At 49.4% G+C, this 24,813-nt stretch carries 21 protein-coding genes; 7 read left to right on the top strand and 14 right to left on the bottom strand.

All coding sequences use genetic code 11. From position 1 onward, the window contains the following. Positions 1–34: 34 nt before the first annotated feature. The 4 genes from AAC022_RS17115 to AAC022_RS17100 form a co-directional block, all read right to left on the bottom strand. On the bottom strand, positions 35–1,279 hold the full coding sequence (locus AAC022_RS17115; RefSeq protein ID WP_339732988.1) for an NADH:ubiquinone reductase (Na(+)-transporting) subunit B: 1,245 nt from the start codon (positions 1,277–1,279) through the stop codon (positions 35–37). A 221-nt stretch (positions 1,280–1,500) separates the two neighbouring features. Further along, a complete protein-coding gene (locus AAC022_RS17110; protein ID WP_339732986.1) occupies positions 1,501–2,847 on the bottom strand; it encodes a Na(+)-translocating NADH-quinone reductase subunit A in 1,347 nt (448 codons plus the stop codon). A gap of 458 nt (positions 2,848–3,305) precedes the next feature. Next, positions 3,306–4,988 (bottom strand): family 16 glycoside hydrolase, encoded by a 1,683-nt coding sequence (locus AAC022_RS17105; RefSeq protein WP_339732984.1) that lies wholly within the window; start codon positions 4,986–4,988, stop codon positions 3,306–3,308. A gap of 216 nt (positions 4,989–5,204) precedes the next feature. Further along, the gene (locus AAC022_RS17100) at positions 5,205–6,692 is read right to left on the bottom strand and encodes a sulfatase-like hydrolase/transferase (protein ID WP_339732981.1); all 1,488 of its coding nucleotides are present in this window, start codon (positions 6,690–6,692) and stop codon (positions 5,205–5,207) included. Positions 6,693–7,081: 389 nt separating this feature from the next. On the opposite strand from AAC022_RS17100, the gene AAC022_RS17095 reads away from it, so the two are divergent. Continuing rightward, positions 7,082–8,098, top strand: a complete 1,017-nt coding sequence (locus AAC022_RS17095) for an ROK family protein (protein WP_339732978.1) — start codon at positions 7,082–7,084, stop codon at positions 8,096–8,098. 63 nt (positions 8,099–8,161) lie between these two features. Then, complete coding sequence (gene lepA, locus AAC022_RS17090; RefSeq protein ID WP_339732975.1) at positions 8,162–9,970, top strand: translation elongation factor 4; 1,809 nt, start codon at positions 8,162–8,164, stop codon at positions 9,968–9,970. A 54-nt stretch (positions 9,971–10,024) separates the two neighbouring features. Here lepA and AAC022_RS17085 read toward each other — a convergent pair whose 3' ends face one another. The 6 genes from AAC022_RS17085 to AAC022_RS17060 all read right to left on the bottom strand — a co-directional run bounded on the left by AAC022_RS17085 (position 10,025) and on the right by AAC022_RS17060 (position 14,576). Then, on the bottom strand, positions 10,025–10,372 hold the full coding sequence (locus AAC022_RS17085) for an amidohydrolase (protein ID WP_339732973.1): 348 nt from the start codon (positions 10,370–10,372) through the stop codon (positions 10,025–10,027). Positions 10,373–10,516: 144 nt separating this feature from the next. Beyond that, entirely contained in the window at positions 10,517–11,212 is a 696-nt protein-coding gene (locus AAC022_RS17080) for a hypothetical protein (protein WP_339732971.1), read from the bottom strand. Positions 11,213–11,275: 63 nt separating this feature from the next. Beyond that, on the bottom strand, positions 11,276–11,968 hold the full coding sequence (locus AAC022_RS17075) for a hypothetical protein (RefSeq protein WP_339732969.1): 693 nt from the start codon (positions 11,966–11,968) through the stop codon (positions 11,276–11,278). A gap of 104 nt (positions 11,969–12,072) precedes the next feature. Continuing rightward, a complete protein-coding gene (locus AAC022_RS17070; RefSeq protein WP_339732968.1) occupies positions 12,073–12,564 on the bottom strand; it encodes a DUF2752 domain-containing protein in 492 nt (163 codons plus the stop codon). Positions 12,565–12,657: 93 nt separating this feature from the next. Continuing rightward, on the bottom strand, positions 12,658–13,497 hold the full coding sequence (gene dapF, locus AAC022_RS17065) for a diaminopimelate epimerase (RefSeq protein WP_339732966.1): 840 nt from the start codon (positions 13,495–13,497) through the stop codon (positions 12,658–12,660). A 59-nt stretch (positions 13,498–13,556) separates the two neighbouring features. Continuing rightward, positions 13,557–14,576: an HD domain-containing protein gene (locus tag AAC022_RS17060; protein ID WP_339732963.1), complete on the bottom strand. Its 1,020-nt coding sequence runs from the start codon at positions 14,574–14,576 to the stop codon at positions 13,557–13,559. Between the two features lie 528 nt (positions 14,577–15,104). On the opposite strand from AAC022_RS17060, the gene AAC022_RS17055 reads away from it, so the two are divergent. From AAC022_RS17055 to AAC022_RS17035, 5 genes are all read left to right on the top strand, one after another. Next, a complete protein-coding gene (locus tag AAC022_RS17055; RefSeq protein ID WP_339732960.1) occupies positions 15,105–15,437 on the top strand; it encodes an iron-sulfur cluster assembly accessory protein in 333 nt (110 codons plus the stop codon). A gap of 399 nt (positions 15,438–15,836) precedes the next feature. Then, a complete protein-coding gene (locus AAC022_RS17050; RefSeq protein ID WP_339732959.1) occupies positions 15,837–16,619 on the top strand; it encodes an SDR family oxidoreductase in 783 nt (260 codons plus the stop codon). Positions 16,620–16,881: 262 nt separating this feature from the next. Then, on the top strand, positions 16,882–17,769 hold the full coding sequence (locus AAC022_RS17045; RefSeq protein WP_339732955.1) for a DUF6677 family protein: 888 nt from the start codon (positions 16,882–16,884) through the stop codon (positions 17,767–17,769). A gap of 66 nt (positions 17,770–17,835) precedes the next feature. After that, positions 17,836–18,042 (top strand): hypothetical protein, encoded by a 207-nt coding sequence (locus AAC022_RS17040; protein ID WP_339732952.1) that lies wholly within the window; start codon positions 17,836–17,838, stop codon positions 18,040–18,042. Positions 18,043–18,231: 189 nt separating this feature from the next. Beyond that, complete coding sequence (locus tag AAC022_RS17035) at positions 18,232–19,335, top strand: hypothetical protein (RefSeq protein WP_339732950.1); 1,104 nt, start codon at positions 18,232–18,234, stop codon at positions 19,333–19,335. Here the strand turns inward: AAC022_RS17035 and lptB are convergent. The 4 genes from lptB to AAC022_RS17015 all read right to left on the bottom strand — a co-directional run bounded on the left by lptB (position 19,332) and on the right by AAC022_RS17015 (position 24,769). Then, a complete protein-coding gene (gene lptB, locus AAC022_RS17030; protein WP_339732948.1) occupies positions 19,332–20,114 on the bottom strand; it encodes an LPS export ABC transporter ATP-binding protein in 783 nt (260 codons plus the stop codon). The two genes, AAC022_RS17035 and lptB, sit on opposite strands and share 4 nt — an antisense overlap. A 116-nt stretch (positions 20,115–20,230) precedes the next feature. Further along, positions 20,231–22,099: a signal peptidase I gene (gene lepB / locus AAC022_RS17025; RefSeq protein WP_339732947.1), complete on the bottom strand. Its 1,869-nt coding sequence runs from the start codon at positions 22,097–22,099 to the stop codon at positions 20,231–20,233. Positions 22,100–22,246: 147 nt separating this feature from the next. Then, positions 22,247–23,977, bottom strand: coding sequence for a signal peptidase I (gene lepB / locus AAC022_RS17020; RefSeq protein WP_339732944.1), 1,731 nt, complete (start codon positions 23,975–23,977; stop codon positions 22,247–22,249). A gap of 189 nt (positions 23,978–24,166) precedes the next feature. Then, positions 24,167–24,769 (bottom strand): hypothetical protein, encoded by a 603-nt coding sequence (locus AAC022_RS17015; RefSeq protein WP_339732943.1) that lies wholly within the window; start codon positions 24,767–24,769, stop codon positions 24,167–24,169. Positions 24,770–24,813: the final 44 nt, after the last annotated feature.

The following is a 24,813-nucleotide window of genomic DNA, read 5'->3' as shown; positions in this document are numbered from 1 at the left end:
CGCGGCCGATACCAGAAATGTGAATCCTATTGAATCACGCGACATTTCGCGCCAACCTTCTTTTAATATTTGCTTGAACAACGTAGTAGTCAATCAGAGGCGCGAAGACATTCCCGAACAGAATGGCCAACATAATTCCCTCTGGATACGCCGGATTGATGACCCGAATCAGGATCGTCATTCCACCAATCAATATCCCGTAAATCCATCGTCCTGTATCAGTCATCGCCGCAGAAACCGGATCGGTTGCCATGAAGACTAAGCCAAAGGCCAGTCCACCCACAACGAGATGCCAATGTGGAGACATGGAGAACATGGCATTTGTACTGCTGCCAGCCAACCACAGAAACAGGGCGAAGCCCATCGAGCCTGCCAATACGCCAGCCATGACACGCCAGGAACCGATGCCGGCGAAAATCAGAAAGCCAGCACCCAGTAGGCAGGCAAAGGTGGATGTTTCACCCATGGATCCTTGAATCTGTCCCATGAAAGCCTGCATCCAGGAAATCCCCAGACCACCATCGGCGATTGGGTTGGTAATTGCTTTCATGCCGACTTCCGGGCTGGCGACCGCCAGTTGACCGAGTGAAGTCGCACCACTGAAACCATCAACGGCGGTCCAGACAGTATCACCCACGATTTGTGCGGGGTAAGCGAAGTACAGAAAAGCACGTGCTGTTAAAGCGGGGTTCAGGAAGTTCTTTCCGGTTCCTCCAAAAATTTCTTTTCCGACGACAACACCAAAGCTGATCGCCAAAGCCACCTGCCAGAGTGGAATTGTGGGTGGCAGTGTTAACGGAAACAGCATCCCGGTGACCAGGAAGCCTTCGTTAATTTCATGTCGACGAACAATACAAAACAGGCCTTCCCAGAGTCCCCCCACGGCCATACAGACAATATAGACCGGGAAGAAATAGAGACCGCCGTGAACCAGATTCGAGAGCATGCTGTTCGCATCGGGGGCAACGCCCAGAGATGCCATCACAGCACCGCGCCAACCGGGTACCGATTCAATGCCCATGGAACTCATGGCGGCATTGGCCTGAAAGCCCGTGTTGTAAAGTGCCATAAATACACAGGGGAGCAGAGCGACAATCACCATGCTCATCATGCGCTTTAAATCGATGGAATCACGCACATGAGACGCTTCGTGTGTCACTTCACCCGGAGTGTAGAGAAACGTATCTTGCGCTTCATAGAGCGGGTAAAGCTTCTCGAACTTTCCCCCTTTATCGAACAGGGGGTGAATTTTATCAAGAAGATTTCGTAACGGCTTCATTTCGTGGTTTATCTTTCTTGTTTGATGACCCCCGAAACATAGTCAATCAGGCCACCACCGACCTTGACTACTTTTATCGATTGTCAGCCGAAACAAATCGGTTTTGACTGACAACAAGGGTTAACGACTTTCAACAATGTATATTTATCAGGCTAACAATCACACACTCGCAGATATCACTCTTACACAAGCATTGGCCCTTCCCGGGCACACGTCTCGCCTTAACCTTCAATTTCAATTTTTGTCAAACTATCACGCAGTAACGATCCGTAGTTATATTTCCCCGGACAGACAAAGGTGCATAACGACAAGTCTTCTTCATCCAACTCCAGGCACCCCAGTTCTTTTGCCTGCTCGGTGTCTGCGGTGATTAAAGCCCGCAACAGAAACGTTGGCAGAATATCCAGAGGCATGACTTTTTCATAGGTCCCAATCGGAATCATCGCCCGCTTGCTACCTTCAGTTGATGTGGTGAAGGGAAACTTTTTCCCTGCTCCCAGCCAGGAAGAGGCAAACACGGGAACGACGGAGAATTTTTCGAACCCCGGTCCCATCCAACCCAGAAAGTCGCGGTGATTGCCTTCTTTCAAAACTGTTACCTGCAATGCATAACGACCGAGGTAAGCAAAAGGGCCTTTCGCTGCGCATCCGGAAAGAGCCGAACCGGAAATAACACGATTTTCGCCTTCTTCCAGATTCCCCTCTGTCAAATCCTCAAGACTGGCTCCCATGATCGTTCTGACCAGTTTGGGGGTCTTAACTACGGGGCCGGCAATCGAAATGACACGTTCAGAGCAAAGCTTGCCGGTCGCGAATAATTTCCCGATGGCGATCACGTCCTGGTAATTGATGGTCCAGACTGTTTTCTTCTCACTAACCGGATCCAAGAAGTGGATATGAGTCCCAGGCAGACCGGCAGGATGTGGTCCGCCAAATTCTTCGACCGAGACAAAATCCAGATCGCAACCAGGTAGATTGGTTCCAGGTGCTTTACAGAGAAAGAGCTTACCCGAAGTCAGGGTACGCAATACTTGTAACCCCTGAGTAAACGCGCGGGGCTCTTCACTAAGAATTACTTCTGGCGGTGGTGCTAAAGGGCTGGTGTCGATCGCCGTCACAAAAATCGAATGTGGCTCTGAACCGGGAGCGGGCACACGACTATAAGGGCGTGTTCGCAGACTGGTCCATAAACCGGATTGCAACAGATTCTCTTGAACCTGTTCCCGCGTCAGATTGGAGAGATCACCCTCGCCGTAAGAGGTGAACGTTTCCTCGTCATCCCCCTGCACTTCAACCACCATCGATTGAAAGGCTCGCTTGGCACCGCGATTGATTTCGGTGACTTTCCCAGCAGCAGGAGACGTATAAATGACGCCTTCGGTCTTCTTATCACTGAAAAGCAGCTGGCCTTTTTTGACGGTATCGCCGACTTCAACAGCCAGAGTTGGCTTCATGCCAACATAATCAGGGCCAATCAGAGCAACCGATCGAACTTCCGGCCCGTTTTCGATCAAAGCAGAAGGCTCGCCTGCGATCGGCAGATCCAGCCCTTTTTTTATTGTAATCATTAAATTATGAACCTGAAAACAACGAGTTTTACTAACCGACTCGCCTGATGTGGTTTAAAAACCATCTGAATGCTGTACAAAACCGACAGCTACTTTTCTGCTGTGCTTTGACTTCTTTATAGGCGAAAGAGCACCGATGCCTATTATTTCGCGGTCATTTTACACACATCCACCTCTTTTTGTAGTGAAAGCAGCGAACAAATTGAATCATTTTCCATTCTGTTTCAGAAAAACCGGATTCGCTGCCGCATCCCGCCGTGATTTCAAAAATTCCCTGGTGCAAAAAAAACAGAGTGCGGCCTTTAGGAAAAGCCTGGTTCACATACAACAGAATAAATCTCTCTGGTTTCACCAGCTGCTCTCATCGCGTTCGTTGTATATAAAAAAAGCCATCTGAAAGCGGTATTCCTCTCAGATGGCTGGCAACTTATGTGATCACGTTAAGTTTAAGCTTCGGCTTAAAGCGCTTTCAACTTTACATTCTTGTACCAGACTTTATGGCCGTGATCCTGAAAGCCAAGGTATCCCTTGCGAGGGAAGTCTTTGACAGCAGCTTTGAATTTGTGCTTGGAACCGTCCAGCCGTTTACCTGGTTCGGTCCACTCGTCCGCATTGAGGCTGGCTACAACTTTGCCATTCACGGCGACACTGATGTGAGGTCCTTTGCAGGTGATCTCAATATTCGTCCATTCGCCCGGTGCACTGGCCTGGTTGACTGCAGGAGCGACCAGATCGTAAATGGCACCAAAATCGTGCATACCAGTCCCTTTACCGCTGAGCACCTGTGCTTCATAGCCGGTCTGGACTGGGTTTTTCAGGTCACCAACGCGGAAGAAAATCCCGGAGTTACATTCTTCCGGCATTTTGACATCACATTTGAATTTGAAATCGCTGAACGGTTTGTCATAGACAATCAGGTAGCCGCCCGACTTATAAGGAACCAGCGAACCATCTTCGATGGGAGCGGCGATCGCCTTGCCATTATTACACTTCCAGCCTTTGTAGTTCTTGCCGTTAAATAGCAATTTCCAGCCAGCCGCTTTCTCTGCAGCGGTCAACTTATTGTCGGTGGCGGCAGATCCACTGTCAGCCAAATCGAGCTTCGCCAGTTTTTTGTGTGCTTCTGTTTTGGCTTTATCGAGTACGCTGGCCAGAGAGACTTCGGCGCCTCCCTGTCGTTTACTTTCGTCAGCAGCTTCCATGAAGCTGTAGATTTCCAGTGTTTCTGCTTCACTGACCGGTGGTTTTCCAGAGCGGAAGAACTTTGCGATTTCAACTAACAGCGGCTTATAGCCGTCATATCCTCCGACGGCCACTTCGCCATTCTTTCCGACAGCCGTTCCGCCATAACCTTTGGGAGTCCCTTTACGCACACCCGAAAATTGACCTTCTCGGCCTCCCAACCACTTGCCGACGACTTCATCCCGGTCAGCGTTACTGACGGTCCGCTTGGCAGTTTGACACCCTGGTCCCATCACGGTGAACAGCGTTTCGACGCCATGAATCCCGTACCAGAATAGATCGGGATGTGTGGCTTCCAGAGAACAGGGGCTATGCGTGCTGCATTTGGTGATCTTGCCTTCTTCGCCATTTCTCAGACGCTGTGCGCCTTTTGCAAACCGGAGCGAAGATGAGGAAAACATCGGTGTATTGTATTTGCGTGACAATTCGAAAATCGCAACGGCATCGGTCAACGAACCTGCGATCGGTTTGTCAATAAAAACAGGCTTCCCTGCTTGCAGAACCGGAAGCACCTGCTCCAGGTGAGGCCGACCGTCATTCGTTTCCAAAAAGACCACGTCGACTTTTTTCAGCAACTCATCGATCGAGTCGACAATCTCGACGCCCATCTCTTTGACTTGCTTTGTATAACCGGGAACGCGCGAGACGCTGGATTCAATATCCTTACTCCCCTGCGGGTAAGCGGCGACGACTCGAATGCCGGCCAGATCCCCTTCGGGTTTTCCCGTATTGAGCATTTTAGTGAAGGCAATCGCGTGAGACGTATCCAGCCCGATAATCCCAGCCCGCAATTCCTGCTTTGATTCCCAAGCCATCAAGGGGCGGGTGAGTGCCACCGTCAGTATCAATAACAAAAGTGTCGCCTGGCAAAATAGCCGTTTGAAGGGTTCCGGATTCATAATGTTCCTCAAATCAAGTGTGACAGGTGGGCAAGGGGGAAACTGGCAGGTAAAGCAGCCTCTTATATAGTAAGAAACGGCCGCGATTTCCTAATGAATGTTTATAAATTCGATTATTGCAAACTCAACGCATGAAATGCAATCAAACAATCCGTTCGAGTCTGAATTTTCGCGTATTCCATTTCTAATGGCTTTGAGACAAGTGATAACAACCGATCAGTCAGCGTAATCTTTCCCATTCAGACTATCGACCACCGACTCCTGCCAGCCTTTTAAGCCCGCTTTCATCTTTTTAAGCCGCGTAGGATCTTCTTTGGACAGGTCCTGCTGCTCTGCTTTATCTTGTGACAGGTGATACAGCGCGTATTTTGGTGCTCCTTTTTTGGAGACCGATTTCAACAGCTTATAATCTCCGTCAATCCAGGCGGCTGCTCCCGGCAGGTCCTCTTTTGAGTAATGCGTTGCCAGACTGGAAGCGTCCGCATCAGGAACCGGTCCTTTGGGGTTGATCTGCTGAGGTGTCTGTTTCTCCTTGAGATCAAGTAAGATTTGCGTGCTGCGTTTTGGATGCCCTTTTGACGGGTAAGTCCAGAACCCCATGGGGTGGGCACGCGCCGTCATCTGTCCTTCCATCAGCGGTAACAGGCTGACGCCGTCCAGGTGAGGCTGGTGTGACACTTTCGCGCCGGTAATCTGCAAAACGGTCGGGTAAATATCAATCGTTCCGCAAGGCACATTGGTCGTTTCCGGTTTTTTGATGACAGCCGGCCACTCGACGATGGAGGGCACTCGAATGCCCCCTTCCCAGAGATTGCCTTTCCAACCTGCCAGACCGCCGGTCGCCTGAGATCGTGACTCTTCGTTTTTAAAACGGGGAGGACGCGGTCCATTATCGCTGGTAAACCAGAGCAAGGTGTTTTCTGCAATCCCCAGATCCCTCAACTGTCGTCGCAAATGCCCCATGGCACGATCAACGCCGGTGATTTCGCCGAAATAGTTTTGAAAGCTGGCATCCTGTTTGGGATAGAGAGCCTTCAGTTCTGAAACTGCTTCATGAGGTGTGTGGGGGTTTCCAAACCAGATCACAGCCAAGAATGGTTTTTCTTGCTTGTCAGCCTGTTTGATGAAATCCAATGCGGCATCCACGGTCGCTCGCGAACTCTCGCCTTTAAGCTGTTCTACCACACCATTGTGGCTCATCCAGGGATCGTTCTCATAAAAGTTCGGGCTCGAAACCCATTCGTCAAAGCCACTGTTGCCGGGAGAGACCGGGCTGTTTGCCTGAACCGATCCCAAATGCCATTTCCCGAAGTGGCCAGTTGTGTACCCGGCCGATTTGACGGCTTCCGCCACGGTCACTTCCTGTGGCCTTAATGTATGCCCCCAACTAAAGCAGGCAAAGCGATTTGGATGCCGGCCGGTGAGGAAACTGCCACGTGTCGGAGAACAGACGGGGGCCGCTGCATAAAAGCGGTCAAAACGCAGCCCACTGGCGGCCATATCATCCAAGTGCGGTGTTTTCAGAATAGGATGTCCATTAAAGCCGGTTTCTCCCCAACCCTGGTCATCGGTCATGCACAGTATAATGTTCGGGCGGGGGGACTGTTTCTCTGCGGCACTTTCTGTGGCACTTAATGAAGAGGGGGTGAAGCCGGTGCAACAAAAAGCCAGTAGAACAGCTATAAGTCGATAGTCAAAAATCATTTCATGCCTCGAGGTTGAACGATAGCGGCTGAGCAATACGGAATGTCTGAACCGTTTCATCCTGTCCCAAATGATGTAGGGCGCCAAGGATTTTCGCCGTCTCGGTTCGGATTTTCCGGAAAGTTCTCTCGGTTTGCGATGGCGGTGACCAGTGCCCATTGGCCTGATTCACGGGTTGTTTGCCTGATTCTTGATTGCATCACTCCTACCTGCTCGGCTATACTTCGACGTGTGCTCCTGGCCTTCCTCTGTTCAGACGTCGATCAACGTAACTCCGTTTTAGATCACGCTGAGTCTGCAGGCAAAATCGAGGATTTGCCTTGTATGAATTTGGTCAGACGACTGCAGTTTTCCAAAACCCTGATTCGAATAGAGGAACTACTCGTAATATGAAACCGACAAAAGATACCGGGCCCTATTTTGTCGGCGTTGATATTGGTGGTACGAATGTCAAAGTTGGCATTGTCGATGACGCGGGACAGACACTGGCTTTCAGCCAGGCAAAAACAGAAGTTGCCAAAGGCGTTGAAGCAGGCTTGCAGAATATTTATCAGGCAATCGACGATGTATTGACTGACTGTCAGTTTACGATGGACGACATTAAGGCCATCGGAATTGCCACACCGGGTACAATGGACATCCCCGGCGGGAAACTGGTAGACCCTCCCAATCTTCCCACTTGGAAGGGATTTCCCATCCGTCAGGTGATCAGTGATCATTATTCGGGGAAAAAGACGATCTATCAGAATGACGCGAATGCAGCCGCTTATGGAGAATACTGGGTCGGAGGCGCACGCGAAGCACGCAGTCTGGTACTCTGGACTCTGGGCACAGGCATTGGATGTGGTATTATTATAGATGAGATGATCATCGAAGGCCGCCATTCACACGGGGGTGAATGTGGCCACATCATCATTCAAATGACGAATGGCCGATTGTGTGACTCGGGACAATATGGAACGCTCGAAGCTTATTCCGGTGGCAAATCGCTGGTCCGTCACTGTCAGGAACTATTGGACACAGGACGCCCCTCGTTATTAAATGAAATGTTACAGGAGGGGAATAAACTAAGTCCGCTCTTAATCGCCCAGGCAGCAGAACGAGATGACGAATTGTCAAACGACTTGATCATGGAATCAGCCATGTGTCTGGGAGTCGGCACCACGAGTCTGATGCATACCATTGATCCGGACATGATTTTGTTTGGAGGTGCTGTGACATTTGGAGGCAAAGACTCTGTGCTGGGGCAGCGGTTTATGAATCGAATTCGGCAGGAAGCAAAAACGCGGGCGTTCCAAGTCCCTTATGAAAATACCATCATCGACTTTGCCGAACTCGGCTCAGATGCCGGTTACATCGGCGTCGCCGGGTGTGCTCGACTGGCGTGCCTCAAAGCCGAGAAATAATAATTATCTAACCAGGTCAGCTTTGCCCCTGGTTTTCTTAAATGAGAAAATGAGATCCATTCAATGGCTACAGAGGCCCGTTTAATTCGAAACTTTTCGATTGTCGCACATATTGACCATGGTAAGAGTACGCTCGCCGATCAATTGCTGCTTAAAACCGGTGCCATCACGGAGCGGGAATTTAAAAACCAGATTCTGGATGACTTGCAGATTGAACAGGAACGCGGCATTACCGTCAAAGCACGGACAGTGGTCATCTATCATCAGTACAAAGGTGAAACCTATGAACTGAATCTGATTGATACCCCCGGCCACGTTGATTTTCATTACGAAGTCTCCCGCAGTCTGGCAGCCTGTGAAGGTGCCTTGCTGTTGGTCGATGCGTTTCAAGGTGTGCAGGCACAGACTGTGGCAAATGCGTACGCCAGCATCAATGCTGACCTGACGATCATTCCTGTTGTCAATAAAATTGATTTACCAGTAACCCGCATTGATGAAGTTCTGGAAGAAGTCGAAACCATTATCGGCCTCGACCCGGAAGACGCTTTGATGGTGAGCGCCAAAAATGGGATCGGCATTGAAGGAGTTCTGGACGCCATCGTCGAACGCATCCCCCCTCCGCAGGGTGAAGTCGAGGCACCATTGCAGGCGCTCGTGTTTGACAGCAAATACGACCATTACCGCGGCGTAGTGACTTACGTGCGTGTGGTTCAGGGAACCATCGAAAAAGGTCAAACCGTGGTCCTGATGCGCGGCGGTGCTAAGCTCGACATCATTGAAATCGGTCAGTTTTCCCCCCTCATGAAGCCGACTTCAATCCTGGGCCCCGGCCAGGTAGGTTATCTGGTCAGCGGTGCGAAAGAACTGGATCAGGTTCACGTAGGGGATACGATTGCCAATCCCAGAAACCTGCCGCCCGAACCCCTGCCCGGTTATCTGACACCACAACAGATGGTGTTCTGCGGTATGTATCCGATAGAAGCAACCGACTTCGAAAAGCTGCGGGCGGAATTGCAGAAACTGAGTTTGAACGATGCCAGTTTCAGTTTTGTTCCCGAAACCAGTGATGCACTCGGCTTTGGTTTCCGTTGCGGATTTCTAGGCATGCTGCATATGGAAATTATTCAGCAGCGTCTGGAACAGGAATTCAATATCGACCTGCTGCAGACAGCCCCCAACGTCACCTACGAGATCCTGGAGCGTAACGGAAATGTACTGCTGATTGATAATCCGCAGGACGTTCCCGATGGCGGCCGTATCGAAGAATTCCGCGAACCGATTGCTCTCGTCACGTTCATCCTACCGTCAGAAAATATCGGCACAATGATGCAGCTGTGCGCGGACCGACGGGGAATCTATAAGAACACCGAATACCTGGGGACGAATCGGGCGCAACTGATTTACGAATTGCCGTTAGCGGAAATTGTGTACGATATGTACGACCGTCTGAAGAGTGCGACCCGCGGGTATGGCACGATGGACTACGATATCATTGGTTTTCGACCGGCAGATCTGGTGAAAATGGACATACTCGTCAAAGGCGAAAATGTCGACGCGCTTTCCACCATCGTGCACCGCACACAGTCCGAACGTCGAGGCCGGGCGCTGGTAAAACGTCTGAAAGAAGAGATCTCAAAGCATCAGTTTGAAATCCCGATTCAGGCTGCCATCGGCGGTAAGGTCATTGCCCGCGAAACGATTAAAGCACTGCGGAAGAACGTGACGGCGAAATGTTACGGCGGCGATATCACCCGTAAACGCAAACTGTGGGAAAAACAGAAAGAGGGCAAAAAACGGCTCAAGCAATTTGGCCAGGTTGAAATCCCACAGAAAGCGTTCCTGGCAGTTCTGGATGCGACCAAAGACGAGTAGGACTCTGTCTCTCTGCGCGGTCAAATGAAAACGGTAACACGCGAGCGTGGGGAGTTATTCCACCTGTTGCAGCAACTCTTCCAACTCTTTGGTGCAAGCTTTCATCGAAATCACAGCCTGCTCAAAATTCGTATGCGAGGAGGCATCGGGCGCTTCCATTGCAAATTGATCGGTGGCTTTTCGCAGTTTGCTGATTTTTTTTCGCAACATTTTCAGATACGCATCGGGATCATCAACGCGTGTTTCCAAAGCCCGCGATGCATCAAACACGGCACGCGCGATATGCATCAACTCCGGAAAATCCTCACCTTCATCACTGTGTTTGACAAACGTGCGCACCATCCACGCATGTGATAAAATAATCTGGCTGCGATCAACGGCTTCCTGTTTGGTATAGGTCATCTTTTGTCTGCACTCTGAAATTCAACGACACCTGTGGCAACACATTGTGTGCTGACTCTGTCCCTGAAAATTAACTGCTCAGCGAGGGACTTGCAAGAGCTCAGAATGAAAACAACCGCACGATTTGTCTGACAATCTCACGCATTAAATGGAATGTGTGAAATCGTCGCCACGATAATACTCGTAAAACAGGCGACCAATTTCATCGCTCAAACGCGAGAGATACTCTTTCTTAAATTTAGAGAACGTTACTTCCGATGTCGCACGAGGCGCTCGTAGAGGGTAGAACGAAGTGATTTCCTTACTGTAAAGTTTTTCGCCTTCGCCGTTCTCATCCATTTCATAAACCGTCACCATACCTTCTGCGCGGCCGCGGTAAAGATCGGAACTGTTTTCCTCATACAGGCTGTATTCATGCAGCTCGACATGAATCACATACGTCACATCGAACGCTTCCCCAATTTCTTCCGGCTTATCCCAATCAGGGTTTTCATCCAACCAGGCGCGAATTCGATCCGGGTTCACGACTTTCACACCATGGCTGTGCAGGCGAAATGTGGTGTACTTGGCCAGATCGTTATGGATCCCATCAAAGTTGTATTGTAGTTCCAAAGGGGCATAGCAGACGATCGCCACCGTGACCTCTTTGTCCGTCATCGACTTCTGGGTTTGTGCATCGAAGTCTGGCTCAATGGAAGGGGGACCACCAATCAGATAACCCAGCAGAATAAAATAATTGCAGCCTGACATCGTCGTCCACATCACCAGCATCAGCGCCAGTTTTGTGACTGCGTTGAAGAAACGTTTATGAGTACGTTGTCCGAACGGAAAAATTGTCATCGTGTGATCCTTCACAACTCCGAATGAAATGTTGGTGCTGCCTCTGAAAGTTGAATGGAAGAACTAAAAATCTTCTCCCGTATGATAATTGTAGAAGAAGCGACCAATTTGATCGGCTATGCGATCCAGATATTTTTTTCTGAAGACTTTGGGGGATTCTGACTCAATTGAAACTGGTAAATGGGTTGGGTATTCTGAGGTGTATTCACTGGAAAATACTTCCAGAGCCCGTCTGAGACCATCCACTTCTACGACTTCATATGCCGAAACATTTCCGAAGGCTTTCCCACGCAGCAAATTGGGGCTGTTGGGTTCGCGATAATCGAAGTCATCGATATCAACATGAATGATATAGTCGGCTTCAAAATTTTCGGCCAGCTCATCGACGTCGTTCCAGACACCGCCATTATCGTCCAGCCAGGTCGCGACATCACCTGTGTCCATTACTTCAACATCGTGACGACGCAGACGGTAGGTAATCTGCTCCAGCAGATCATAATTCAATGAGGGATAATCCGAACGGATCGATTCTGGAGTCGAACAGATCACCAGAACTTGTTTCTTATCTTCCGCCAGATCAACCTTGGTGCGGCTGGTAAATTCGCACGTAACGAGTGGGTCACCAAAAAACATTTTGCCAACCATGACGCCCAATGAGCATCCACTGGAACTTAAGCAGACCAGCGTTAACAACAGCACGGAAAAACAGCGCTGATTGAAAAAATGGGCGTTCTGGATGTGTAACGCATATCGCATATTGTCTGCCATCCTTGGCATGAACCGAATAATAGATTTTGTCAGGAAATGATTTGAAGACGGGACTTGTATTTAATTCCGGATCAACCGGAGTGTCGCTGATTTTAAAAGGTCAGCCGCACTGCCCACTCCATCACGGTGATCATGACCAGACCACACATGAGCCAGAGCAGACAAATTTCAGGATTGGAGACCAGCCAGAGTCGCTTGCGATACACACTGATCCAGGACCAGGGAATCATGACAAGACAGACGATTGCCAGAACCAACCCAGCGGTATTGGCCTCGGCAGACTGACGGATCTGACCTCGAACAAAATGTGAAAAGGAAGTTGTCATCCCACAACTGGGACAAGGAATGGATAGTTGATTTCGTATAACGCAAGGTGCAAAACCAAGTCGTTGATGGGTACCAAATCCACGTGGATCCGGTTTTGTTTGAATCGCAATGGTAAACCCGGCAATCAGGAACAGACTCCAGCCGATTAACAGCAATTGCAGTTTCCAGCCTATGGGGTGTCCCGGACTGAAAGGAAGCAGCGCTGAAAACAGATCATTGCCTGTCGAATTGGTTGTAGGTTTTGGATTGAAATTCATAGTGAGAATGAGAGAAGCCGTTGTTTATCAGTTCTATTATTTTACTGCAAGATCATTTCAAAGAAATGTCCCGTCAGCCATGATTCTTCCCGATCATTGTGGTCCCGTCCAGATCCCTTCATACACTTCGACGGCAGGCCCCGTCATGAAGACTTCATCTGAGTCAGCCCATTCCAGGCGTAAGTCACCACCTGGCAAGTGGATAAGCACATTTCGTTCGGAACGACCTGTCAACACGCCGGCGACCGCAGAAGCGCAGGCTCCGGTTCCACAGGCCTGTGTTTCTCCCGAACCCCGTTCCCAGACCCGCATCTTGAGCTCGGCGGGAGAGATCACTTCAATGAATTCAGCGTTCACTCGATTGGGGAACATCGAATGCACTTCGACCTGAGGCCCGATTTGATGCACCCAATGATCATTGACCTCTTCCACAAACGTGATGCAGTGCGGATTGCCCATTGAGATACAGGTGACCTCCAGCTTTTGTTCCCCCAGATCCAGCTCTGCGTTCACAGGAGGATCGCCGGGAAGTAGTGTAGGAATCTCGGCACTGGTTAAAATGGGTTTCCCCATATTCACGCGCACCTGACTGACTTTCTTGCCGGTGAATTCGAGGTCAAGATTTAGAATGCCAGCCCCGGTTTCGATCTTCAAATGATCCTGTGGGGCAATCCCATGGTCATAAACATACTTGGCCACGCAGCGAATGCCATTGCCGCACATTTCCGATTCGCTGCCGTCTGAGTTAAACATCCGCATCTGCGCATCGGCTGTTTCCGAAGGGCAAATCAAAATCAGGCCATCTGAGCCAATTCCCTTATGGCGATCACTCACCTGGATCGCCAGGCTGGCAATATCTTGAGGCAGTCTCTCTTCAAAACAGTTGACGTAGACATAATCGTTGCCCGCGCCGTGCATCTTGGTAAATTTCATCGTTGTGTTTCTAGATCGTCAATTGATTTATGGTTGTGATTCAGGGGGCGTGAAATCGTTCATTCGGGCGATTTCAATCCCAGGAAAATACTTCTACGTAAGGCATTATCACGACTGGAAAACTCATCTTCATTACTGGGCAAGATATTTTCCAGTGTCGCCGCCATCATATGGAACTTGGCATCAATGTCATCCGCATAATGGACCAGCAACGCTTCCGGCGTGTGCGGTGCAATCGGCGAACCCCACTCCGGTAAATTCTGATGTGAAACAATCATATGTTCCAGCCGTAATAACGTTTCTGGGTCGAGATCGTCAAACTTTCGGGCATGTTCCCGTACCAGATCCCGCCCCAGCAGGATATGGCCGATGAGCCGTCCCGCCGGCGTATAGCTGGAAGCATGCGGTTTGTATTCCAGCTCGGTTAGCTTTCCGATGTCATGCAAAATGGCCCCGGCGATGACCAGTGATTTATTCAAAGGGGGCTGCATTTTTTGGTAATAGGCCACATATTTGTCTGCCAGATAACCAGCAGTCCGCGTCACAGACAGAACATGCTCTAGAAAACCGCCCGTAAATGCATGATGATTCTTACTGGCGGCGGCGATTGTTTTGATCTGGTCTGCATACTGTTCCAGTATGTCCAGTACCAGGTTGCGTAATGGCACTTCTTCGATTTGTTCAGTGGCGATCTCCGTCAGTTCCTGAAACATGTCCTCGCTCGAAAAGCGGGAGCGTTTAAAGTACAGACTGGGATCAAAACCATCGGCGGTATCATCATCGACGACCGCGCGAATGCGATCTATGTCTAGCTGGGGGCCATATTTATTTTCATCATAGCGGGCTCGGACTTTATAAAACTCCCCTTCTGACCACTGGGACTCACAATCTTCAAACCAGGTGGTGTCACTCCAGATCATGGCAGTTGCCGTCACACTATGGTCGCGGAATTGAACACGATAATACGGTTTCTTATCCCGCGTCGTGGATTTCTCTTTGGAAATCAGCAGCACAAAGCTGTCCGCGAACTGTCCCGGTTCCATTTCGCTTAATAACAATACTTGTTGAGGTGAATTCATCGGCCCCGCCTTGGGAGTTCAAAATAGAAAAAGAAACATGGTCCCATTCTAACCTGTATCCAGGTTTATTGTAGGGTCTCCACGGTCAATCGGACCGACGATCGTCGTTTGGTGGACGTGAATGTGAAACAGGGTTGCGGGGTGAATTGCCACTATCGTAAATGGAACCGTACACTAGCTCGCCTTGATTTAAGACAATCCAGTCCATTTTAGGCTCGCTTTTTTAATGCTATCTAAAATTCAATGTACAAGCAGAATTCAAGCCAGATTTTGTCGTTACTAAACCAGAAAATCTCCGTAAGGGGCTATATTAAAATAACTTACAAAAAACAGCAAGTTTAGTGAGAACTCAGTAAAAACCATCTCGGAAAAAATAAAGCTCCTGCTATAATAGTAAAAGCGAGCAAGCGTAATAGAAGCTCGTGCTTCCCCCGAAATCGCACTTTGATTTTGGGCGTATTTTCGCCGACATCAACCTGATTTCAGGTTATGAAACTTAACTATATTTTAAAGCGGAGATGTTGTTCCATGGCAGTCACAATTACTGAAAATGCTTCCAAAGAGCTTAAACGATTCATTGAGGACCAGAATATGGGTGAAGGTTCTCTGTTAAGAATCGGAATCGTTTCTGGTGGTTGTAGTGGATTCCAGTACGATTTCAAATTCGTAGACGAGTTTGATGAAGAAAACGATACGGTCTCCGAACAACACGGCGTGAAAGTGGTCGTCGACAAGAAGAGCGGTCTCTATCTCGATGGAACGACCGTTGATTTCTACGAAAGCCTTGAAAAACGTGGATTTACCTTCGAGAATCCCAATGCCGTCAAATCCTGTGGATGCGGCAGCAGTTTCTCTGCCTGATTTGTCAATGATCACCTGAATCGGATCGATCCCGAAGCAATTAAAAATTCCAAAGATTTTGCCGAGGAGCAGAGAATGCTCCTCGGTTTTCTTTGTTTTCAGGCGGCAGTTGTTTACAGTTTACCCTTGGTTGAATCAGTTTCCCGGATTCCAGTTTCTGTATTGAAACGTGCTCATTGATAGAGGTGCCACCAATTTAATCAGCCCTGAAGACGCTTTTGGATCGCCAGCGCCCCGAGAAGTGTTTTCCTCAGGCACGGCTGACGTCTCCTGTCATTGGTGCGACTACCACTAAGGGAATCAGATCGCTATAACTAAGTCCAAGCCCACAGTGGTTTTGAATCAAAACAAATCGCATAGTACTCTATTAACGCTACAATTAATGAAGGAACAAGGACAATGAAGCTGGAAGGTCGAAATGCGCTCGTGACTGGCGCCTCCCGGGGAATTGGTCGGGGATGCGCAATCGAAATGGCGAGAGCAGGGGCAAACGTTGCGATTAATTATCGATCTCATCCCGAAGAAGCTGAAGCAGCCGCAGAAGAAGCACGCGCTTTCGGTGTAAAAGCAATCACAATTCAGGCTGATGTTTCCGATCAGGAATCTGTCGAAGCAGCCGTTTCGAAAGTTGCAGAAGAATTCGGCAGTCTCGACCTGTTTGTTTCTAATTCCGCCTACAGCGACCGCGAACTGATTTTGGAAGCCGACATGGAAGGCTTCAAACGAACCATTGATGTCACGATGTGGGGGGCTTTTTTTGGTGTTCGTGCTGCAGCCAGCCAAATGACCAAACAGGGAAAAGGTGGCTCGATCGTTGTCATCAGTTCTCCGCACGCCATCATTGCGATTCCTACGTCCGCAGCCTACAACATGGCCAAGGCGGCCATCGACCATATGGCGCGAACAGCGGCCATCGAATTCGCGGAACATAAGATTCGTGTCAACACCGTTCATCCCGGCTGGATTGATACTCCGGGAGAACGCAAATTCTTTACAGACGAACAACTTCAGGCCGGTGCAGAAAATATTCCCTGGAAGCGACTGGGAAGCCCGAATGAAGTCGGCAAGCTTGTGACATTTCTCTCCAGTTCAGATGCAGACTACATGACCGGAGGCACCACTACGATTGATGGGGGAATCGGTCTTCCCTGGTGGTCAAATCGAGCAGAAGGGGGACAATAAGCCTGGAAGAAGTCAGGGCAATTCTCCAGTCTGATTCTGTGCTAAATCAAATGCCTCAACTCTTGATATAGCAAAGACTTCAGGTTGGCCTAGCCCTTAAGTGCTTCGTCAAGTATGCTTTTGTTCCCTGTTAAATTAGTGCCAGGATTTGTATTGAAAGAGAGTGCTCTTCTGATCTGGTAGCTTTACGACTAAGATTTACCGCTGGGAAGCGAAATACATTGACTTATTCTTTACAGCGGAAGTCCCTGAGGATCCAGAAATGACTGACAGTCAGAATAAAATTGAGTTGAAAAATCCGGTGATCGCCGCAATTTTAGCGTTTTTGATTCCCGGCGCCGGCCACTTCTATCAGGGGCGAACCTTTAAAGCGGCCATCTACTGTTTCTGCATTCTGAGCACTTTTTTTTGTGGCATGGCATTAGGCGACTGGAAAACAGTGTACTACCAGTCACAGCCAGGAAAACGGACTCTCGGTTATTTTGCACAAGTTGGTGTGGGGTTACCCGCGATTCCGGCACTGGTTCAGACATCACGCTATAATAAGTTGGTCTCGCCCTCAAATCTCGCACGAAATGATGTTGATTCCAACTACTTTGAATCGCACCCGTATCGCATGGAAATGCCTTTGGAAGCACCTTTCAAAGGGACACTGCTGGATCGAGGCGATGATGGTAAAAACATCAGCGGCGAGCTGGAAGGCTATATCAAGCTAAAAACCGTTCCCAGTGATTTCGGTACCGCAATTACCGGCACCTTCGAAGGGACTTTGGACAACAAACCCATTTCCCCTCTGAATCTTTCGGATCCGGTCGGTATTGGCTTACCACTAGGTGGAGACAAAGAACGGGCACTGGAATGTGCTGTCGTGCGTGAAGTGAATGGACGGGAAACTGACACCGGTCATATTGAAGGTTCGATTCCCAGGCCCTTTCTAAACTGGTTTGAAATGCCTTTGAGCAATCGAGAGCTTGATGATATCAATAAAAAACTTGGAAAGCGGTATGAATTTGCCGTCGTTTTTACCTGGATCGCCGGACTGTTAAATCTGCTTGTGATCTGGGATGCATTTGAAGGTCCCGCCTATGGGAGAGGTGATGAGGAAGAAGCCACCCCTCAGAAAAAACCGGTGGCAGACCCAAAACCTTAAGTAAACCGATCCCCTTTGAAGCACACACTATTCGTCCCCCCTTTGATCAGTTAAAGGCCCTACATCATGTTGATCCCACTTCTATTAGCGAATCAGGTTAATGCCGTAGTTTACCTGATTCCGCTCCTGGCGGTGATCAGCCTGGTCTATAACGCCACACGTTACGAAATCCCACAGGTGATTATTCGGCGTTCGATCCGTTTTTTCTTCACGGCGATTATTATCATGGGCGGACTCATGACCCTATTGGCGTTACTCTCCTGGAACCTCTGAACAATTTGACACATCGCAATATCGTTAATGATGTGAGAAACTATCTGACCGTGTCCCTTTATTTTGACTTATTAATATTTTATTCTCATTTATTTCTATTCAATTGCACTTTAGGTAAATGTTGCACATACTCAGACGATTGCGGGGTTTTGGATTCCCTTTCTGCAATAGTTAGGTTGGGATTAATTTATGCAGAATAATGGACTTGCACTAACGGAGTTAGTAGATCTGGCGGATCATACTGACCTGTTTGAGCTATTGGATAATGAGAGTGTTTACGCACTATCTCATCAGGGGGTCTCTGCGGGCTTTTCTAGCGTCAAAGCGATTAGCCGTTCAACTGGGATCGAGACACGTCGACTGCTTCAGTTAGACCTCTCACCAATTGATATCGCGACTGCCATCGCCGAGAAACTTCAGTTGACGGTTGGCTTTGACTGGGCTGAATGCCCGGCAATTCTGCTCTGTCATTCTCATACGAACAATCAGTCGGCCCGCCAGTTATGTGATCAGCTCGCCGAGAAGCTGGGTATTCCACCAGAAAAATTTATTGCGTTAAGCTATGGGTGTGTCGGTTTCGTCGAACTTCTGAACCGCGCGACGCAACTCCTGGAAGATCAACCAGAGGGTGTGCACATCCCCTTGCTGACTGTGGAAACACCCGAACACTGGCATGACTCTTCTGACAAGGCATTCTGTGGAATTGTTTCAGCAGGTGCCACCGGCACAACGCTCTGGCGTGGTCCCGGTCACTCTCTGCTACATGTAGAAACAGCGACCGAATATATTCCCGCCGAACGCAGAAAAGAAGACGTTCCATTATTCTGGACCGAACAGGGAGACATGTACGACTTCCGAGGTCAGCCCGAGCATAAGCTGGTCATGCACATGGATGGTGAGTCCGTTTTCCTGAATGGCGTTGACCTGATGCTCGAAGCGTGTCTCAAATCGTATGAGCAAGTTGCAGGCACCGCAGACCGGATCCTGATTGCCCCGCATCAGCCAAGTGGCAAATTGTTAAAAGCCATGATTGCAGCGGCACGGCAAATTCCAATTCAGGCTGATTTTCTCAACAATCTGCCGAATTACGGTAACTCCATTTCATCAACGATTCCCACAATTCTGGCCCGGTTGGACGAAGTCGTTGAAGAAAACGGTTATGCTCCCGTGGAGGAAGGCGCCCTGATTCTACTGCCGGCTGCTGGCATCTGTATGGATCGTCTGACCGATTCGATGTGTATCGGAAGAGCGGCCCTCAAATGGCAACCCGGGCGTTATCGAAGCGAATCCTAAGCGGCATCCCGTTCAGTAGCACGGGTTCCAAAGGCTTCACGCCCTTCGATAATGGACCCTTTGTCAAACCGCTTACCAAAGTACAACGCTTGCGCCGATTCATCGCTGAGTACCGTCTCTGCATCGCCGCTGACGAGTACCTGCCCAGCGCTGATGATGTAACTGCGGTCGGTAATCGTTAATGTCTCACGCTCGCGGTGGTCTGTTAACAGAATGGAAATACCACTATCACGCAAATCGGCAATGATGTCTTGGATATCATGAATCGTGACTGGGTCAATACCGGTAAATGGTTCATCCAGTAAAATTAGTTCAGGAGAACTGGCCAGGCAGCGGGCAATCTCCAACCGTCGTCGCTCTCCCCCTGAGAGGGTCGAGGCAATCTGCTTCCGCTTCGCCGTCAAACCAAACTGATCGAGCAGATGGTCAACGGTCTCGTGTCTCTGTTTGCGAGACAGGTCAAGGAATTCGAGAATGGCGTAGATGTTCTGTTCAATCGAAAGCTTGACAAACACGCTTTCATCCTGGGGCAGATAGCCCATACCCTGCCGTGCCCGTTTATACATCGGCCAGCTGGTGACATCGGTCCCTTCAAGATAGACACGCCCTTTTGTCGGAGCAACCATGCCGCATGCCATCCGGAACGTGGTTGTTTTGCCTGCCCCGTTAGGTCCTAGCAGACCGACGATTTCGCCGCGTTCCACATAAAAATCAACACCATCTACGGCGCGTTTTCCGGGGTAATCTTTGACCAGGCCCACACATTCCAGCAATGCCATCGTATACGTCCTCCTTGACGAATCCGTTTTCTTGAAGACTCATTAAGTGTATTCTAGCAAAATCAATGAATCTGCTTAAGATCGATTTTGCCATCCCATTCCAGCAGAATAGGCGACTATCGAATCCGTTTCATCCTGGAAAAGTTAGGATAGAAGGGAACAGCCAGCTTGGCATAGGGATCTTTGGGGTAGTGCCCTGGTGAGGTCTGATGATAGAAAAACTTCTTTAACGGCCCCGCATTGGGCGAGTAACCATGGCCATCATTCATAAACGGAATTCCATGTGGCCAGTAAATCATGAACGCTTTCCCGACCAGTGCGGAACGGGGTACTGCATGCCGTCGCTCGGCCTCGCGATCATTACCCCACAGGCGGCTGTCGGCACTGCGGGCAGAATTGTCTCCCAGCACAAAAAATTCCTCGTCCGACATTTTCGCGAATCGAACCTGCTGCCGATGGTCTTCATATTGACGACTCCAGGCAGCCGGTTCCGAAAGTAACTCCCACAGGTGCCGCCGATCTCCGGAATACTCCTGGTTCTGATAATACTCATCTGCGCGGTAATAAATATCGCGCTGTAGATACAAATGCGAAATCACAAAATCAGCCCCGCGGCCCGTCACTCCAGCGGGAGCCAGGTCCCCATCTCGAGGTGCGGGCGAAACAGGCGGCTGGTATTGAGACATGGTTCCCAGATCAAGGGCGGTCCCATCAACCCAGAGACAGAGCCTCTGATCCACGTTCGCGAACATCAGGGAGTACGAGCCTTTGCCTCTCACTTCTGTCTCAATCGATGTCAATTCAGTTTCTACCGGCTCCGGGTTCGGAAAGTCTTCCACGTAATATAGTTTTGCGAGACCTGTCTTCAGATCAAAGCGGACCCGATAGTGGCGGTCCCCACGCATCAGTTCGACAAAGAATTCTCCCCCTTCTGTTAGGAACTCGACATCGAAATTGAGTGTCAAATCACCAACCCAGAACGCAGCATCGTACATAAATGAACCGTTCGGAGATCCTCCCGAATAATTATTGTAAGCAGTGTAATCGCCGATTAAGCGTGGTTGTGGCGGTGAGGATGCCATCGTCTGTTTGAATAATTCTGGATTCTCCTGCAGCAACGCCCACTCCGATTGACGAGGAACCAAATGCTGATATCGCAGCCATTCCAGTTTTTGTTCATCTGCCGCCACAGCACTCCCCTGATACTGATACGCACGCGACTCACGATCTATTTCCCAGGCCGACTCGTTCAAGCCCTCAAATTTTGTCTCATTTGGGGCGACCTGGCGCATGGGAGACCAGCGTTCTGGCCAGTCAAACTGCAGGATCTCGCGCGGCGGATAGTCATCATCATAGACCAGTTGTTGAACGGTCAGTTGTTTCTCCAGATTATCCTTCCGGAGGATGACAAACGGATCCTTCTCGTTTTTTCTAGCATATACATCGCCCCGGGAAATCTGGAGCTCTTCGCCGGGCAATCCGACCAGCCGTTTGATGTAGTTTGTTTGTGACGCTTCTGGGTATTTGAAGACGATCACGTCCCAGCGATTGGGGTCACCAAAATCAAAGGGAAACTTATTCACAATAATCCGATCGCCGGTGAATGGCATCGCCTCTCGCAGATCAGTGAAATAGCGGCAGTTCGGGCAGTACGCGCCGGTCACTTTATTGGACGGAATATAGTAGTCCGATTTTTCCACCAGCTCATCACTGGCCCCCACGGCATATTTCACACCACACTCAGCACAGTGTAATTCTTTATGGCGACCATACAGCGTTGGTGCCATCGAGCCGGTCGGAATCACAAAGGCTTCGGCTGAATAGGCGCGAAAGACAAACGCAAAAACCAGTGCGATGATGATCGACTCGATCGTATCCCGCAGTTCATTGTGCCGCCCCGGGGTCTGCTCTTTCTCCACCTTCGCAGGTTCCGTCTGTTTGGTCAGATCTTTTTTACTTTTTGTCTTATCTGCTTTTTTTGTCATAACAAACAACCTGCCAAGAATTCCTAGTCAGTCTGAAAACCAGTCCCGATGCATGTCGGCCCGTTCTGGTGATTCGCTGCCTGGATTGATTTATGAAATTCTTTCCTCAATTTTGGAAAGATCTTCTGCAAATAGTAAAATTTGATATTAATGAATATAGCGAATCCGGGAGAAATCTGGAATGCGTATGTGACCCACATGACTGCCGATTTTCACTTCCCCCTGCCTCGATGGTAAATGCACTAGAAAAGGCTTTCCCAGTAAGTATTTACATTCGACTTTCCCGTCCGCCCAACTCCGACTGTCCAGGGAAACCGGGCTGTTATCACCCAGTACAAAATAGCTTTGCTGATCAAGCTCATAAGGTTCTTCCACGCCGTGCAGGCCTTTCCCGCGCGTATAATGAATGTCACGATAAAGTTTCAACTGGGTCACTTCAAAATACCCACCATTCGCACCGAACCGAACGGGACCCCGAATCGCTTCCCGTGGCTCAGACGTCTCACTGAATAACAGAGGTTGATAGATCAATTGACCATTGATGGCGAACAAAACCTGACGATCCATAATCGACATCTCAAGCTGCATCGATTCCTCTTGCAGCGTTTTGTTCAGGCCGCCTGTGCGCACAGGCTGATCCTGGTCATCCACAAATAGACTGACCTGTCTAGACTTGAAATCGATCAGGTTCCGAAATCGATGATGGCCATCGAACATCTCAATGGCAAACTGCCCCTGTCCGGATCGAGCATTCAAATCGCATTCAAACAGACAATCGTGAACGGGAATCGCTTCCTGATTTTCCAACCCTGAATTGTAGGCATAATGATCGAGCACCGGAGCCACGTGAGATTTCTCATACAGCAACGCAACCGCATAACGGAAATCATCATCTTCGGACTGATCCAGAAAACGGTGGCAGTCCTCAGATGTCATTGCGCCTCGACAGCTTAATTGTTTTTTTTCCGGATCAAACTGAATGGGTCCCAGGACAGGCTCCGGCGGTTCAATCTCTTCAGGCCACGCTTCCAGTGACACCGTTGTGAGATACCGTCCCCCCTGCCGCATCCAGTGTTGATATTTCACCCACGACCATTGCTGCGGAGTCGCTGAACTCATTGGATCGCCACCACTGGCATCATACACAAAACCCTCTGATTCAGGCATCCAGGGTTGATGATTGCTGCGTGCCTGCTCATTCTCTTCAATCGGCTCTTCAACCGGAATAAACCGGGGTAGAAAGAAATCATCGTGCTTTGGTTGATAGTGGTGGTCATGCACGAGCAAGCGTACGGCGCGTTGTGTTTGTAAGTTCTTGCGCTGAATCTTGCCATCGATATACAGGTCTCCCTGCTTGACCTGCACGGCTTCACCGGGCAAACCGACGACGCGTTTGACATACGCCTGAGTTGGTTTAATAGGATTCAGAAAAACGGCGACGTCCCATCGCTGGGGACCTTTCAAATAGTAAGCGTGCTTGAAGACCAGTAGCTGGTCCCCTTCATTTCGTGGAACGTTCGCTAAATCGATGGAGTGAGTATTGCAGTTAGGGCAGGTTGCATAGTGACCGGATTGATGCAGAGCCTCGCCGTGGGAATGTCCCTGTGGTTGAAACCGATTCCCCGAAACAGAATCATCATAGGCCACGCCGTAGGTGAAGGAAAAATCGCAGCGGGGGCATTTCACCTGTTTATGATAACCCAATAGAGAAGGCGCCATGGAGCCCGTTGAAATCATGTAACCTTCCGCCTGAAAGGTCCTGAAAAGAATCACGGCGATCGCCAGTGAAACCACAGATTCCAGCACCATGCGGAACAGGCTGGAGCGACGTTCCACCTCTTCTGATTGGGATTCGAGTTGACGGGGGGAGTGGTGCATCACAACAAACAAAAGAAGAAACAGAACTTTTCCTGAAATGATTTTTCAGAAAGCAAAATGCTCAGGGCTCTATTTTAATAAATCCCGGTAACCTGAGGAAATAGAGAATCCCGCGCTAGATCAGAATTGGTGAAAGCATTCAGATCTCAAGAGGAAGAATTAAGGCGTAACGCTTTTTAGAGAAACAACTTATCCCACAAAGCAGAAAAGCAGCAACATGCAAACCCAAACCACACCTAGAAAATGCCAGACGATCGAACAGGCATGCACGCCCCAATGATATTCATGATCGTACTGATACAGATACGCCTTATAGATCACGAACCCCAGTATGCCGAAGGCGACCACAAAATGTAGCGCGTGCAGCAACACAAAGGAAAACAGCACGCCATAACTGCTGGGATAGTGATACGCATTTTTGGCCTGGTCCAGCACAAGCATCACTTCAGAGTGCTGGCGTAACACGTGAATCAGTCCCAATGTCTGAATGACAAAAAACGCGCCACCCAGCAAAAACGTGAGATTCAGGCAATTCCGAAACTGCTGCTGTTTTTCCTGACGGACAAAAGACAAGGCCCGATGAATGGAAAGGCTTCCCAAAGCCAGCAGCACGGTACTTAACCAGAGAGCCGAAGGAATGACGAGCGCCGTTGGTTCATACGTCTTCGCCAGGTTTGATCGCACGATGACATAGGCGATCAAGCCCCCGACAAACAGGACCGACAGGGTAAACAGGAAAATCGCCAGGCCAAAATCTCTCTGGCTTAACCGATCCCGGGATGTAAATAACATCGCGAGTCGATCTCGAATTGTGCGGCTCCGGAAGGTAGACATCA

Origin of the sequence: uncultured Gimesia sp. (assembly GCF_963976445.1) — a bacterium.
In the GTDB taxonomy this organism is placed as follows: domain Bacteria; phylum Planctomycetota; class Planctomycetia; order Planctomycetales; family Planctomycetaceae; genus Gimesia.
This window is presented reverse-complemented; position numbering and strand designations above follow the sequence as displayed.